Origin of the sequence: Vibrio sp. S12_S33 (assembly GCF_963889785.1) — a bacterium.
Lineage (GTDB): Bacteria > Pseudomonadota > Gammaproteobacteria > Enterobacterales > Vibrionaceae > Vibrio > Vibrio aestuarianus.
This window is the reverse complement of sequence record NZ_CAWPQZ010000025.1, coordinates 1-15,217: the sequence shown is the minus strand read 5'-3', so window position 1 is coordinate 15,217 and position 15,217 is coordinate 1. Positions and strand designations below refer to the sequence as shown.

The following is a 15,217-nucleotide window of genomic DNA, read 5'->3' as shown; positions in this document are numbered from 1 at the left end:
AAGAGAATCCTCATGAAAATCGGCATCATTGGCGCGATGGAACAAGAAGTCGTGATTTTAAAAGACGCAATTAACAATGTGCAACAAGTAAGTAAAGCTGGTTGCACTTACTTTATCGGTCAAATCCATGGGGTGGATGTCGTACTTCTTCAATCTGGAATTGGTAAAGTAGCGGCAGCTATTGGCACGACAATTTTACTTGAAGACTACCAACCAGATGTTGTGATTAATACCGGCTCTGCGGGTGGCTTTGATTCTAGCTTAACAATGGGTGATGTGGTTATTTCTAGCGAAGTTCGCCACCACGATGCAGATGTCACCGCTTTTGGCTATGAGATGGGCCAAATGGCTGGGCAACCAGCCGCTTTTAAAGCCGATGAAACGCTGATGAACATTGCTGAAAAAGCACTGACCCAAATGGAAGATAAACACGCGGTGCGTGGTCTTATTTGTACCGGTGATGCTTTTGTCTGTACTGCTGAACGCCAAGCCTTTATCCGCCAACATTTCCCAAGTGTCATCGCGGTCGAAATGGAAGCATCAGCGGTCGCTCAAACCTGTCATCAGTTCAATGTTCCTTTTGTCGTCGTTCGCGCGATTTCAGACGTAGCAGATAAAGCATCGCCAATGTCATTTGATGAGTTCTTGCCACTTGCAGCGCAAAGCTCCTCTGAAATGGTGATCAAAATGGTTGAGCTTCTTAAGTAAGAAGCGACGATCATCATGGAAGAGATGTTGAAACCGTTTTATGCCAATGGTTCGCTCCTCGTTATGTGGGGAGCGATTGTATTTCATCTCATTTTGCCCATCCCTCGTAACGCGCACCCAGTAACTTTATGGCACAAATTTGCTGAAATACTCGCCGATAAAGTCAATACCAATAACAGTTACTCGCAAAGTGTAATCTCCGGTACGCTAGCCTTGCTGCTGATGTGCTTGCCAGCACTGGCCATTCTGATTGCCCTCAAACCTCTGGTTTGGCAACCTCAACTTTTTGATTTAGCCATTCTTCTGTTGGCTTTTGATTGGCGCAGCCAAGAACAACTTGCGAACCAACTGATTAACGCTTTAGCCAAAGAAGATAAAAAACTAGCACGACGCTTACTCGCACCTTTTGTTAATAGAACGACAGAAAGTTTATCACCGCTAGGATTAGGAAAAGCGGGGGCAGAGACGATCATCATAGGCTATGGCCGCAATGTTATCGGTGTTCTATTTTGGTATGCATGCTTAGGCGCAACTGGAGCATTAATGTATCGCCTAGTGGCTGAACTCGCGAGAGCATGGTCGCCTTCTCGCCAAAGGTTTCACCCATTTGGTTTACCGGTAATACGCTTGCTCGCTATGCTAGATTTCATTCCTTTACGCTTATTTAGTGTGTTGATCGTCATCGGTGATAAAGCATTGACAACGTTTACGGCCATGATAAAGCAAAGTAAAGTCTGGCCTTTGCCGGGTCCAGGATGGCTATTAACCGCCGTCGGCAACAAATTAGAATTGTCACTTGGTGGGCCAGCCATTTACGGTGAGAAAAAAGCTATCCGAGTTAAAATTGGGGGGCGCGTCGCACCTGCTGCTATTCATTTATCTCAATTACAAAAGCTGCTCGCGTGGCGAATTTTTGCTTGGCTGGTGCTAGAAAGCGCTCTACTCCTCATGATTAATCAAGGGCTATAAATTGCGCATATTGATCTTCCTTTGTCTTCTATTCGCTGGGATTATCAACCCAGTTCAAGCTCAAGTAGAACGCATTATCAGCTTAGCACCTCACGCGACAGAGCTAGCTTTTGCCGCTGGCCTTGGTGATAAACTGGTTGCTGTCAGTGAATACAGCGACTATCCACCTCAAGCGAAAAAATTAGAAAAAGTAGCAAATTATCAAGGTATTAATCTAGAACGCATTCTAAAACTACAACCAGATTTAGTGATCGTTTGGCCTTCTGGCAACCCTGCTAAAGAGATAGCAAAACTGAAACAGCTAGGGCTAACCATTTACTCAACAGAAACCAAAACCTTAGAAGATATCGCCACTAATATCGAGCAACTCAGTCAATACGCCGATAATCCACAAATCGGGAAAAATGCGGCGCACAACTTTCGACAATCTTTAGCGATATTCAAACAGCGCTATCATACTGGTTCTAAAGTTCGTTATTTTTATCAACTCAGTGAAAAACCGATCATCACACTGGCGCAAGACAGCTGGCCTAGCGAAGTCTTTCGTTTCTGCGGTGGTGAGAATATTTTTGCCGATAGTCCATCGCCCTATCCTCAAGTGGGCATTGAACAAGTATTACTCGCTAACCCCGACGCTATATTTACTTCTGAACATGCGATCAAAAACGGTCATATGTGGTCAAAATGGCAGCAACAATTATTCGCCGTTCAGCATGACTTTGTTTGGTCTTTAACTTCAGATTGGTTAAATCGGCCAACTCCTCGCACATTGAATGCAATTGAAGAAGTATGTGATCACTTCGCACACATCCGGCAAAAACGCTAGCACTAACACGCTAAAATCTCGTACAATTCGAGCCCAAATTCTGTTCCATTAACTATAAAGAGAACCTAGTAAAATGGACTCCGTGTTGCTCTACTTGATTGATTTATTTGGTACGGCTATCTTTGCCATTTCAGGTGTATTACTTGCTGGCCGACTAAAAATGGATCCCTTTGGTGTCGTTGTATTAGCCAGTGTTACCGCCATTGGTGGCGGCACTATCCGTGATATGGCGCTCGGGGCTACTCCCGTTTTTTGGATAAAAGACACCACTTACCTTTGGGTTATTTTTATCACCTGCGTACTCACCATGTTGTTAGTTCGTCGACCTAAGCGAGTTGCTTGGTGGATATTACCTGTCTGTGATGCTATTGGTTTGGCGGTCTTTGTTGGGATCGGTGTAGAAAAAGCAATGCTTTATCAAGATTCAGCCATCGTTGCTGTCATCATGGGAGTCATTACTGGTTGTGGTGGTGGCATTATTCGCGATGTATTAGCTCGCGAAATCCCGATGGTATTACGCAGTGAAGTATACGCCACAGCATGCATTATTGGCGGCCTATTTCATACGACCGCACTAGCAATGGGCTATGATAATTCAAGCGCTTTTATCGCTGGAGTGCTTTCAACGCTCATCATTCGATTAGGTGCAATTCGTTGGCATTTGTCACTGCCCACATTTGCACTTAATAAGTAACCTCTGCTCGAAATAATAGTGTAGAGTAAGCTCACCTATTCCCAATGCTCTTTAATTATGCTGCTTGAAGGTATCGAAACCTTGCTTATGTTAAGCAAAGAAAAAACCATGAGCCGAACCGGCAGTTTGCTCTATATTAGCCAATCTGCGGTGAGTAAGCGTATTGCTAATTTAGAAAAGAGACTCGGGAAGAAACTTATTGAGCCTGATGGGCGGCAGATAAAACTGACCACCGACGCACTGGCTCTAGTTGAGAGTATTGGTCCAAGCTTCAATGAGTTATGTGGTTTAATCTTCGATCAGCAAGCACTGACTGATGATACCTTAATCAAACTCGACTGTTCAGAAACCTTGGTCGCTGGTTACCTAAATGTGGCAATGGGCCGCTATCTGCAGCAAGATAAATTCATAACTATCACGACCAACCACACACCGAGAATTGTGCAACATGTGCAATCAGGAAAAGCAACACTTGGGTTCTGTGCAGGTTACTTACCAGCTAATCATGGATTAATGGCTTTCCACCTAGCCGATGAGCCCTTTTATATCGTCAGCCAAACGCCACTAACGAGCTTACCAACACAATTAGTCACCAATGATTTGTCAAACCCTGCAAATACTTATCAGCTTGATATACTAGCCAAATTGTCAATCACGCCCTTGATGGAAATGGACTCATACACGGCTTCAGCACAATTAGCATTAGGGGGAATGACGCCAGCACTAGTCCCCTTGTCCGTAATTAAAACACTCAATATCAAGCCACAATATTGTTTTAATTTCGACCAATTACAGGCGCTTGTCCGCCCCATCCATATTTGTTTGCGTAGCAGTAGTTATCGCTCACCAAGGATTAAAAAATTGATTGAAACCATTGCGGATGCTGTTGCCAAAGAAGTTTAGCTGCCATCAGCATTGACATAACAATAACCAACGGACGAATCCATTTCTGCCCTTTTGTGACAACCACTTTAGCTCCCATTCTCGCACCGATAAAACCACCGACAGCCATCACCAAACCAATTTCCCAAATAGGTAATCCCGCAATCAAGAAGAATAGTAACGCCGCGATGTTAGAGGTGAAGTTTAGTACCTTAGTTCTTGCCGTCGCTTCAACTAATGAAAAGTGACCAAGCACAACAAAACAAACCGTGAAAATAGAACCGGTGCCAGGGCCAAAAAAACCATCATAAAAGCCTACACCACCACCGATAAAAAAAGCAAAAAGCCTTTCTGATAGTCGGGGATTACCCTGAACCGCTTTCGTTTGTGGAGCCAACAAAAAATACAGCGAAATGCTAATAAGAAGAATAGGAATTAAACTGGTTAGTAAACTGGCATCAATATGCTGAACCAACTCTGCACCACAAGCTGAACCAATAAAAGTGCAAGCTATTGCAAGTTTCATCTCTTTCAGGCTTACCATGCCATTACGCACGAAATACCAAGTCGCTGAAAAACTACCAAAGGAGCTTTGCAGTTTATTGGTTGCAAGAGCTTGAGCTGGAGGCACACCCGCCGCCAATAAAGCAGGTAGCGTTAATAACCCACCACCTCCCGCCATTGCATCAATGAAACCAGCAGCGCTGGCAACCAAAAAAAGCAGTCCCAAAACCTCAATTGAAATATCCATTTAATCCTTAATCGCTGCATTATTTTGCTCACGCTAACACTGAACAATCGTTGCTAAAAGAGAAACTCACGCCTTCAATTCATTCCAAATATTCATCAATTAAATTAATACTCACAATGTACTAAACAACCTAACTAAAGTGATATGTCCTTCCTACTTGAAGTTGTTTGGGGGGAGTTCTCTTAAACAAAAAAAGCCCGCTTAATTTAGCGGGCAATGAGGTTGTCATGTAGCTCTGAGAACTACTGATTTATTATTTTTTTAGCTAGCTTAAGCTAAGTTAGCTTTAACTTGTGCGTGCAACTCTTGAACTGATGTCACTGATGATTTTGCATCTGCCGTATGAGACATACAGGTTGCAAAAGCAGCGTTCAGAGTTGTGGTGTAGTTCACTTTCTCAGCCAATGCGCCACGACGTAGAACTTTAGAGTCTTCAATCGCTTGGCGACCCGCGGCGGTATTGATGATATAGGTGTATTCATTATTCTTAATTCGGTCAAGAATATGAGGGCGACCTTCATGAACCTTGTTGACTAAGCGTGGGTTAATACCAGCTTCGCCCAAAATAACCGCAGTACCATGAGTTGCATCGAGTTGGTAACCCAATTTAACCAGCTTAGAAGCCAAATCAACTACTCGTTGTTTGTCACCTTCACGAACCGATAGCAATGCGCGACCACCTTCAGGGTAAACATTCCCACAACCAAGCTCTGCCTTAGCATATGCTTCAGCAAACGTTGCACCAACACCCATCACTTCACCTGTTGAGCGCATTTCTGGGCCTAACAGTGGGTCAACACCTGGGAATTTATTAAACGGTAGTACCACTTCTTTTACCGAGTAGTAAGGTGGGATAATCTCTTTGGTGAAGCCTTGCGACTCTAGAGATTGGCCAGCCATTACACGCGCTGCAATTTTTGCCAGTGGGGCGCCCGTTGCTTTTGAAACAAACGGTACAGTACGAGCAGCACGAGGGTTAACTTCAATTAAGTAAACTTCGTTATCTTTAACCGCAAACTGTGTATTCATTAGGCCACGAACACCCAATTCAAACGCCAGTTTTTCAACTTGCTCGCGCATCACATCTTGGATTTCTTGGCTTAACGTGTAAGCCGGAAGAGAACATGCTGAGTCACCAGAGTGAACACCCGCTTGTTCGATGTGCTCCATGATACCGCCAATCACAACGCGCTCACCATCACAGATAGCATCGATATCGACTTCCACTGCATCATCTAGGAAACGGTCAAGCAGTACTGGTGATTCATTCGAAACACTAACCGCTTCGTTGAAGTAGCGACGTAAATCTTGTTCGTCATAGACGATTTCCATCGCACGACCACCGAGAACATAAGAGGGGCGAACCACGAGAGGAAAACCGATATCTTTCGATTTTTCAATCGCTTGCTCCATAGTCGTTACGGTTGCGTTTTCTGGCTGAAGCAAACCTAAACGGTCAACAGCTTGTTGAAAACGCTCACGGTCTTCTGCGCGGTCAATAGCGTCAGGGCTTGTACCAATGATAGGCACACCAGCAGCTTCAAGTGCGCGAGCCAATTTCAATGGTGTTTGACCACCGTATTGCACAATCACGCCTTTTGGTTTTTCTACGCGTACGATAGAAAGTACATCTTCTAATGTTACTGGTTCAAAGTAGAGACGATCCGATGTGTCGTAATCCGTTGAAACCGTTTCAGGGTTGCAGTTAACCATAATGGTTTCATAACCGTCTTCACGCAGTGCAAGAGAAGCATGCACACAGCAGTAGTCAAATTCAATACCTTGGCCGATACGGTTAGGACCACCACCAAGTACCATGATTTTGTCTTTATCTGTTGGCTGCGCTTCACACTCTTCATCATAAGAAGAATACATATAAGCCGTGTCAGATGAGAATTCTGCCGCACAAGTATCCACACGTTTGTAAACTGGATGAATATCATGTTGGTCACGCATACGACGAATTTCGCTTTCCGAAACACCAAGTAAGGTTGAAAGACGCGCGTCAGAGAAGCCTTTGCGTTTCATTTTGCGCAGAACATCAGCGTTCAAGCCCGCAAAACCACCTGCTTTAACCTCTTGTTCCATCTTGACTAATTCTTCGATTTGCACAAGGAACCAACGGTCGATATTGGTTAGGTTAAATACACCATCGACTGACAAACCGGCGCGAAATGCATCAGCAATGTACCAAATACGTTCTGCGCCCGCTTCTTTTAGCTCATGACGAATAGTAGTCAGCGCATCTGGTGCGTCTAGATCAACCATTTCATCTAAACCGTTTACACCGATTTCTAAACCACGCAATGCTTTTTGTAATGACTCTTGTTGGTTACGACCAATAGCCATAACCTCACCCACCGACTTCATCTGTGTCGTCAAGCGATCATTAGCACCAGCGAATTTCTCGAAGTTAAAACGAGGGATCTTGGTAACAACGTAGTCAATCGTTGGTTCAAACGAAGCCGGAGTCGCGCCACCTGTGATGTCGTTCATTAGCTCATCTAAGGTAAAACCAACCGCAAGTTTCGCTGCGACTTTAGCAATAGGAAAACCTGTTGCTTTAGATGCTAGAGCAGAAGAGCGAGATACACGAGGGTTCATTTCGATGATGACCATACGGCCATCTTTCGGATTGATACCAAACTGTACGTTTGAACCGCCCGTTTCAACGCCGATTTCACGCAATACTGCTAGCGATGCATTACGCATCAATTGATATTCTTTGTCGGTTAGCGTTTGCGCCGGTGCCACTGTGATTGAATCACCCGTATGGATGCCCATTGGGTCAAAGTTTTCAATCGCACAAACAATGATACAGTTGTCCGCTTTATCGCGAACGACTTCCATTTCATATTCTTTCCAACCAATCAAAGACTCATCAATAAGGAGTTCATTGGTTGGAGAAAGATCGAGACCACGACGACAAATTTCTTCGAACTCTTCTTTGTTATACGCAATACCACCACCGGTACCACCCATAGTAAAAGATGGACGAATGATACAAGGGAAGCCAACCATTTCTTGAACGCGGTAAGCTTCTTCCATCGTTTTTGCTGTATCGGCACGAGGACAGGCTAAACCGATAGATTTCATTGCCTTATCAAAACGTGAACGGTCTTCCGCTTTATCAATCGCATCAGCCGTTGCGCCAATCATTTCAACACCGAACTCAGCAAGCACACCGTGCTTTTCTAAATCAAGTGCACAGTTAAGCGCCGTTTGACCGCCCATAGTTGGCAATACAGCATCTGGACGTTCTTTTTCAATGATCTTGCGTACCACTTCCCAATGAATTGGCTCGATGTAAGTTGCATCGGCCATCTCTGGGTCAGTCATAATAGTGGCAGGGTTTGAGTTAACCAAAATAACTCGATAACCCTCTTCGCGCAGCGCTTTACAGGCTTGAGCGCCTGAGTAGTCAAATTCACATGCCTGACCGATAACAATCGGGCCAGCACCTAGAATTAGAATACTTTTAATGTCAGTACGTTTTGGCATTGTCTACTACTCCGAAATTAAGCGCTGTGTTTTTTAATTAGTTCGATAAAGTGATCGAAAAGCGGGGCTGCATCATGTGGACCTGGGCTTGCTTCAGGGTGACCTTGAAAGCTAAATGCTGGTTTATCCGTGCGATGAATGCCTTGTAATGAGCCATCAAAGAGTGACTTATGTGTCGCTCGAAGGTTTTCAGGCAACGTCGCTTCGTCCGCAGCAAAGCCGTGGTTTTGTGATGTAATCATCACTACATTGCGATCTAAATCTTTGACCGGGTGGTTCGCACCATGGTGGCCAAACTTCATTTTTACTGTTTTTGCACCGGAAGCTAATGCCAAAATTTGGTGTCCTAGACAGATACCAAAGACCGGTAATTCTTTGTCTAAGAATACTTTGGTCGCTTCAATCGCATAAGTACATGGTTCTGGGTCACCAGGGCCGTTTGATAAAAAGACACCATCTGGTTTTAGCGCAAGAACTTCTTCAGCTGAAGTTTGAGCTGGTACAACAGTTAAGCGGCAGCCTCGGTCAACCAACATGCGTAAGATGTTGCGCTTTGCTCCGAAATCGTAGGCAACAACGTGATATGGCAACTCGCTGTCATCTTTCGCTTCTGGAAGCCCACCTTCAAGCGTCCACGAACCTTGTTTCCATTGATACGCTTCTTTTGTTGTAACCTCTTTCGCAAGATCCATTCCTTTTAAGCCAGGGAATTCTTTCGCTTTCGTTAGCGCCAATGCTTGATCTAAGCGATCACCAGCCATAATGCAGCCATTCTGTGCACCTTTCTCACGCAAAATACGAGTTAGCTTACGAGTATCGATATCAGCAATGCCGACGATATTTTGTGATTTCAGGTAATCGGAAAGGGATTTTTCATTACGGAAGTTAGAAGCGATAAGAGGGAGATCGCGAATCACAAGGCCTTGTGCATGAATGGAAGAAGATTCTTCGTCTTCGGAATTGGTTCCGGTATTGCCTATGTGAGGGTAAGTGAGAGTAACGATTTGTTGAGAATAAGAAGGATCAGTGAGGATTTCTTGGTACCCCGTCATCGAGGTATTAAAAACGACTTCACCGACAGACGTTCCATCAGCTCCAATGGATACACCGTGGAACACCGTCCCATCTTCTAGGACTAACAGTGCTGATTTACTCAAGACAACCTCCAGGAATAAAAATGCAAAAAAAATAAATTAAACTGCAAATCTGTCTTCCTTTTCGCCATAAGGTAGCGCTATAGGGTGATTTAGACAAATTGGCGGTATTCTAAAGATCGCTGTGATTCCTGTCAACATTTGATAACAAATAAAACTTACATTTAAAGCCTTACACACTAAAAGAGCCATCAAACCATTAAAAAAGCACATTTAACTCATCAAAACGCAAAAAAGGTTTCAATAAACACCACTATATCAATCGACAATGTAATTTCAAAGCAAACCACTCAAAACAAACAGACGCAAACGTTACTTAAAGCAAAAAGCAGTAAGCTTTTGGAAGGTTAAGACAAAAAACAAACCAAACAAAGAGAAATTACACATTAAAGTGTAAATTAACGAAGATATGCAGGAAGATAACTAAAGAGGGAGATTAGTGAGAAAAACAGATGCGCCAGTATTTACTGGCGCATAATTATGTAATTAAAGATCGTTCAAACCCAATACATCCGTCATGCTATAAAAGCCTGCTGGTTTATCATTTAACCAAACAGCAGCTTTAACGGCACCATTGGCAAATGTCATGCGATCTGTCGCTTTGTGAGTAATCTCAACACGCTCACCAATATCGGCAAACATTGCCGTATGTTCACCAACAATGTCACCAGCGCGAATCGTGGCAAAGCCAATTTCATCTTTACTTCGCTCACCAGTAATGCCTTCACGAGCATACACTGCGACATCACTTAATTTATTACCCATAGCTCCAGCAATTGCTTCTCCCATACCGATTGCGGTTCCTGAAGGGGCATCCACTTTATGGCGATGGTGAGCTTCGACAATCTCAATGTCACAGTAATCACCCATCACTCTCGCGGCCTTTTCAAGCAACTTAAAGACGAGGTTCACGCCAACACTGTAGTTGGGAGCCATAACAATTGAGATCTGTTGCGCTGCTGACTCGATGATCGCTTTTTCTGCTTCAGAAAAACCAGTCGTACCAATCACCAATTTTTTACCGTGTTTTTTACACAGTTCAATATTCGCTAATGTGCTTACAGGAGCAGTAAAATCGATAATCACATCAAAGTGATCAATCGCATTTTGTAGATTATCGACTAAAGCGATATCAAATCGACCTTCACCACATAATTCACCGATATCGACACCGACCAGCGACGATTCTGGACGTTCAGAACCCGCCCCCACTTGAGCATTTGGGTTTTGATAAGTGGCTTTAACTAGGTTGCGGCCCATTCTGCCCGCAGCTCCTGCAATCGCAATTCTCACCATTGCGTTTTTCTCCATTGTTACGCTATCAACCTAAACTGATATCGTTTTATACATTCAAGGTGTTTCTTTAAACTATCAACAATTAATCGCGGTGGCTAGGGCGTGTTGACCGTTGGACGATAAATTTTGTTCAAAATACTTAGGCAAACTCTTTTACCACTCGCTCCAATATCGGTCGATTCGCCTCAGGAAAAGCGTAGTCAGTCAGGTGTGCAACAGGTACCCACTGACCTTGCTGACCTTCTTTGCCATAGGGTTGATGGTTAAATTGAGTCACACATATAAAATCAAACTTTAGGGCTTTATCTGCATAGTCAAACTCTAAATATTGGTAAGGTGATTGTTCGGTAACATCAATACCGATCTCCTCATTGAGCTCACGAGTAATCGCTTGCTCTACCGTTTCACCAACTTCCAGCTTGCCTCCTGGGAATTCCCAGTACCCACCTTTATGTAAATGTTCTGGTCGCTTTGTAATATAAACTTCTGATTTATCGGCATTAAAAATAATAGCAGCAACAATATGCACACGTTTCATATTAACTCCAATTTAGCTCTAACCTCACAGTAGGTTAAAGAATATTTAGTTAAAAAAAGAGCCGCTTAAGCGACTCTTTACTCAATAAATAGTGATTAACCTATTTGCCCATGGCACTGTTTGTACTTTTTACCGCTACCACAAGGGCAAGGTTCATTACGACCAACTTTGCGCTCTTCGCGCACCATAGGTTGGTGAGCATGCTCATCCGTTTCATCACTGCCTTCGGCTAATGGATTTTCAGCATTTTGATGCTGGAACTGCTGGCGACGCGCGGCTTCTTCAGCTTGCGCTTGACGCTGAGCTTCCATACGTTCAACTTCTTCTTGCTGCTGCACACGTACTTTCGACAAAATAGTGATCACATCAGTCTTCAAAGAGTCCAACATATCTTCAAACAGTTCAAATGACTCACGCTTGTACTCTTGTTTCGGGTTCTTTTGTGCATAACCGCGTAAATGAATACCTTGACGCAAGTGATCCATTGCAGCTAAGTGCTCTTTCCACAAGGTATCGAGCGTTTGCAGCATGACGGATTTTTCGAAATTACGAAGTACTGACGCACCAACGGTTTCTTCTTTAGCACGATAAACATTAACGGCTTCTTCAAGAATTCGCTCGCGTAGCGCCTCTTCATACAATTTGTCGTCGGCATCGAGCCAAGCTTGAATTGGAAGCGTTAAATCAAAGTCGTTTTTCAGACGCTCTTCTAATCCGGTAATATCCCACATATCTTCTAAAGATTGAGGTGGAATGTATTCACTGATCACTGAAGTAAAGACGTCTTGGCGGTTTAACTCAATCATATCACTGATATCATCAGCGTCCATCAGTTCATCACGTAACTCGTAAACCACTTTACGTTGGTCGTTCGCAACATCATCGTATTCAAGAAGCTGTTTACGAATATCAAAGTTACGACCTTCCACTTTTCGTTGTGCTTTTTCAATGGAGCGCGACAGCATCTTACTTTCAATCGCTTCACCTTCATCCATACCACTTTGGATCAAACTTGCCATGCGATCTGAAGTGAAAATTCTCAGTAGAGAGTCTTCCATTGAAAGGTAGAAACGCGATGAACCCGCATCCCCCTGACGACCAGAACGGCCACGTAGTTGGTTATCAATACGGCGAGATTCATGACGTTCAGTACCGATAATATGTAAACCACCCGACGCTAATACTTGATCGTGAACGATTTTCCATTCTGCTTTGATAGCATCAATTTGTTCTTGTGTTGGGTTATCTAACTGCTCTATTTGAGCTTGCCAACTGCCACCCAGAACAATATCCGTACCACGACCAGCCATGTTTGTAGCAATGGTCACAGCACTTGGTGTACCCGCTTGCGCGACGATTTCCGCTTCTTTCTCGTGGAATTTAGCATTCAATACATTATGTTTAACTTTGGCTTTTTTCAGAGCATTAGAAAGTAGCTCTGATTTTTCAATCGAAACGGTACCCACCAAGGTTGGCTGACCTTTTTCGACGCGCTCTTTGATATCTTCAATGATCGCTACAAATTTCTCAGCTTCAGTACGATACACCACATCGGGCATGTCATTACGCACCATAGGTTTATTAGTCGGGATAACAACCGTTTCTAACCCATAAATCGATTGGAATTCGAATGCTTCAGTATCCGCAGTACCCGTCATACCAGACAATTTGTTGTATAGGCGGAAGAAGTTCTGGAAGGTAATCGATGCGAGAGTTTGGTTCTCGTTTTGGATCTTAACGCCTTCTTTTGCTTCTACTGCTTGGTGTAAACCTTCAGACCAACGACGCCCAGGCATAGTACGACCAGTATGCTCATCAACGATGACCACTTCACCATCGTCATTGACGATGTAGTCGACATTCTTTTCAAATAGCACATGGGCACGCAGCGCCGCGTTGACGTGATGCAACAAACTGATGTTAGTTGGTGAGTAAAGCGTGTCTCCCTCTTCCATCAAACCATTTTTAACCATTAATTCTTCTACGAATTCTTGGCCTGTTTCGGTTAGGTGTACCTGCTTAGATTTCTCATCAACGGTGTAGTGACCGTCACCACGATATTCTTCAGAATCTTCTTTATCCTGCTTCTGTAGTAACGGGATGAGCGTGTTAATACGGATATAGAGTTCAGAACTATCTTCTGCAGGGCCTGAAATTATCAGCGGTGTACGAGCTTCATCAATAAGAATCGAGTCCACTTCATCGACAACAGCAAAGAAGCGCTCACGTTGTACACGGTCTTCTTTACGAAATGCCATGTTGTCACGCAGATAATCGAAACCAAATTCATTATTGGTTCCGTAAAGAATATCAGCTTGGTAAGCGACTTTTTTTTCTTGAGGTGGCATATTCGGCACATTAATGCCAACTGTCATGCCAAGAAATTCAAATAACGGACGGTTGGTTTCTGCGTCACGTTTGGCTAAGTAATCATTGACCGTTACGATATGCACACCTTTACTTGGCAATGCATTTAGATAAGCAGGTAAAGTTGCGGTTAATGTTTTACCTTCACCCGTACGCATTTCTGCGATTTGGCCAGCATTCAATACCATGCCACCAATTAACTGAACGTCGAAATGGCGCATGCCATATACACGCTTAGAAGCTTCACGTACTGTGGCAAATGCCTCAGGAAGCAATTGGTCTAGGGTTTCACCCTGTTCCAAGCGCTGACGAAACTCAACCGTTTTAGCTTTTAATTCTTCATCGGTCAGTGTTTCAAAAGTCGGTTCGTAGCTGTTGATCTCTTTTACAATTTTTCTAAGGCGGCGCAGTGTTCGGTCATTGCGACTGCCAATTACCTTTGTCAGTAGCTTAGTTATCATGTGTTAGGAATCTCTCTTTCTTAGATCGCTTTCGATCTACTCTTAATGCCGTCAGTCTCTACCAGTTTTGAACTAAGGATACTGAGATAAATCATGTATCACAGACATTGTGGCGGTAAGGTATATTTTCAAGGCATTAAATGATTATGTGGCGCATAGTTTAAGGATTTTTTGTCACAACAACCAATATCAAAACTATTTGTTTGAAGCGCACATAATTTTTATCGAGTTTTGAACAGTACTTGAACAACAAAATGGCGTTGTTGCTATACACTTCCAGCCCATGGCCATAGAATGAAAGAGTTGTATTAAGAGGTAGAGACTATGCGCGATCATCGCCCCACTTTAACAAAAGAGCTGATCAGCGATTCATCACTGCGTAAAATTCAAGAACATGCCAGCGAGATCATTGCCTTAAATAAAGTATTGCAAACTTTATTACCTAAAGGCACTGCAGATCATGTACGTGCGGCAAATGTACGTGGTGGACATCTGATTGTGGAAGTGGCGAGTGCAGCAATTAAAATGAAATTGGAATATGACCGCCTACACTTGCTTAATCAATTACGCTCTCAAGGTTTTGCAAAGTTAGTCAGCATTGAGCTAAAGATTAACCCTGGGTTATATCGTAATCGAGGAAAAAAAGATGAAAAAGAGGTCATTGCCAGACCACCACTTTCTGAAAATGCAGCTCAAGTGTTGTTGATGGTTGCTGACCATGCACCACCAAAAATCAAAAAACGTTTAGAAAATATCGCTAAGTTAGCTAAGCAAAAAAATAATAAGTAGAAATAATGGATACAAAAAAGGTTCATCGCGGATTAGCGGGAACTAAAAACAAAAAAACGGTAGTAAGTGATATGGTTTAGTCGCCAAACAAAAATCATACACAAACTACCGTTTCCATGTCGAATCATACTTTCCTATCTTCATTCTGGGAAGGCTTTAAAATAGTAAAGTCTCACCAGACAGCATCACTTATTACCCTGACTCTTAAACCTAACTCTGAGGCCAAATGCCTTTGTGGTCTTGAGGCCGAGGCTATCCATGAGTATCAATGGCGTCATGTA

At 43.4% G+C, this 15,217-nt stretch carries 12 protein-coding genes and 1 pseudogene; 7 read left to right on the top strand and 6 right to left on the bottom strand.

The features are described from left to right. Positions 1 to 12 precede the first annotated feature (12 nt). From mtnN to AACW06_RS12245, 5 genes are all read left to right on the top strand, one after another. A complete protein-coding gene (gene mtnN / locus AACW06_RS12265; RefSeq protein WP_192075266.1) occupies positions 13 to 708 on the top strand; it encodes a 5'-methylthioadenosine/S-adenosylhomocysteine nucleosidase in 696 nt (231 codons plus the stop codon). A gap of 15 nt (positions 709 to 723) precedes the next feature. Further along, positions 724 to 1,677 carry a cobalamin biosynthesis family protein gene (locus AACW06_RS12260; RefSeq protein ID WP_192075265.1) on the top strand — a complete coding sequence of 318 codons (954 nt, stop codon included), beginning with the start codon at positions 724 to 726 and terminating at the stop codon, positions 1,675 to 1,677. Between the two features lies 1 nt (position 1,678). Continuing rightward, entirely contained in the window at positions 1,679 to 2,503 is an 825-nt protein-coding gene (gene btuF, locus AACW06_RS12255) for a vitamin B12 ABC transporter substrate-binding protein BtuF (RefSeq protein ID WP_372586272.1), read from the top strand. A gap of 73 nt (positions 2,504 to 2,576) precedes the next feature. Next, on the top strand, positions 2,577 to 3,197 hold the full coding sequence (locus AACW06_RS12250) for a TRIC cation channel family protein (RefSeq protein WP_053310795.1): 621 nt from the start codon (positions 2,577 to 2,579) through the stop codon (positions 3,195 to 3,197). Between the two features lie 57 nt (positions 3,198 to 3,254). Beyond that, positions 3,255 to 4,100 carry a LysR family transcriptional regulator gene (locus tag AACW06_RS12245; protein ID WP_192075264.1) on the top strand — a complete coding sequence of 282 codons (846 nt, stop codon included), beginning with the start codon at positions 3,255 to 3,257 and terminating at the stop codon, positions 4,098 to 4,100. Here AACW06_RS12245 and AACW06_RS12240 read toward each other — a convergent pair. The 6 genes from AACW06_RS12240 to secA all read right to left on the bottom strand — a co-directional run bounded on the left by AACW06_RS12240 (position 4,051) and on the right by secA (position 14,147). Next, entirely contained in the window at positions 4,051 to 4,830 is a 780-nt protein-coding gene (locus tag AACW06_RS12240; RefSeq protein ID WP_192075263.1) for a TSUP family transporter, read from the bottom strand. The two genes, AACW06_RS12245 and AACW06_RS12240, sit on opposite strands and share 50 nt — an antisense overlap. Positions 4,831 to 5,100: 270 nt before the next feature. Beyond that, positions 5,101 to 8,331, bottom strand: a complete 3,231-nt coding sequence (carB, locus tag AACW06_RS12235; RefSeq protein ID WP_053310792.1) for a carbamoyl-phosphate synthase large subunit — start codon at positions 8,329 to 8,331, stop codon at positions 5,101 to 5,103. Between the two features lie 17 nt (positions 8,332 to 8,348). Then, positions 8,349 to 9,488 carry a glutamine-hydrolyzing carbamoyl-phosphate synthase small subunit gene (gene carA, locus AACW06_RS12230; protein WP_168521101.1) on the bottom strand — a complete coding sequence of 380 codons (1,140 nt, stop codon included), beginning with the start codon at positions 9,486 to 9,488 and terminating at the stop codon, positions 8,349 to 8,351. A 483-nt stretch (positions 9,489 to 9,971) separates the two neighbouring features. Further along, positions 9,972 to 10,796 (bottom strand): 4-hydroxy-tetrahydrodipicolinate reductase, encoded by an 825-nt coding sequence (gene dapB, locus AACW06_RS12225; RefSeq protein ID WP_171375415.1) that lies wholly within the window; start codon positions 10,794 to 10,796, stop codon positions 9,972 to 9,974. A 124-nt stretch (positions 10,797 to 10,920) separates the two neighbouring features. Beyond that, complete coding sequence (mutT, locus tag AACW06_RS12220) at positions 10,921 to 11,319, bottom strand: 8-oxo-dGTP diphosphatase MutT (protein WP_168521099.1); 399 nt, start codon at positions 11,317 to 11,319, stop codon at positions 10,921 to 10,923. A gap of 95 nt (positions 11,320 to 11,414) precedes the next feature. Next, positions 11,415 to 14,147 carry a preprotein translocase subunit SecA gene (gene secA / locus AACW06_RS12215; RefSeq protein WP_192075262.1) on the bottom strand — a complete coding sequence of 911 codons (2,733 nt, stop codon included), beginning with the start codon at positions 14,145 to 14,147 and terminating at the stop codon, positions 11,415 to 11,417. A 324-nt stretch (positions 14,148 to 14,471) separates the two neighbouring features. On the opposite strand from secA, the gene AACW06_RS12210 reads away from it, so the two are divergent. Next, positions 14,472 to 14,936, top strand: coding sequence for a DUF721 domain-containing protein (locus tag AACW06_RS12210; RefSeq protein WP_172532208.1), 465 nt, complete (start codon positions 14,472 to 14,474; stop codon positions 14,934 to 14,936). A gap of 116 nt (positions 14,937 to 15,052) precedes the next feature. Next, positions 15,053 to 15,217 (top strand): annotated as a pseudogene (locus AACW06_RS21015) (ISL3 family transposase); the annotation flags it as partial.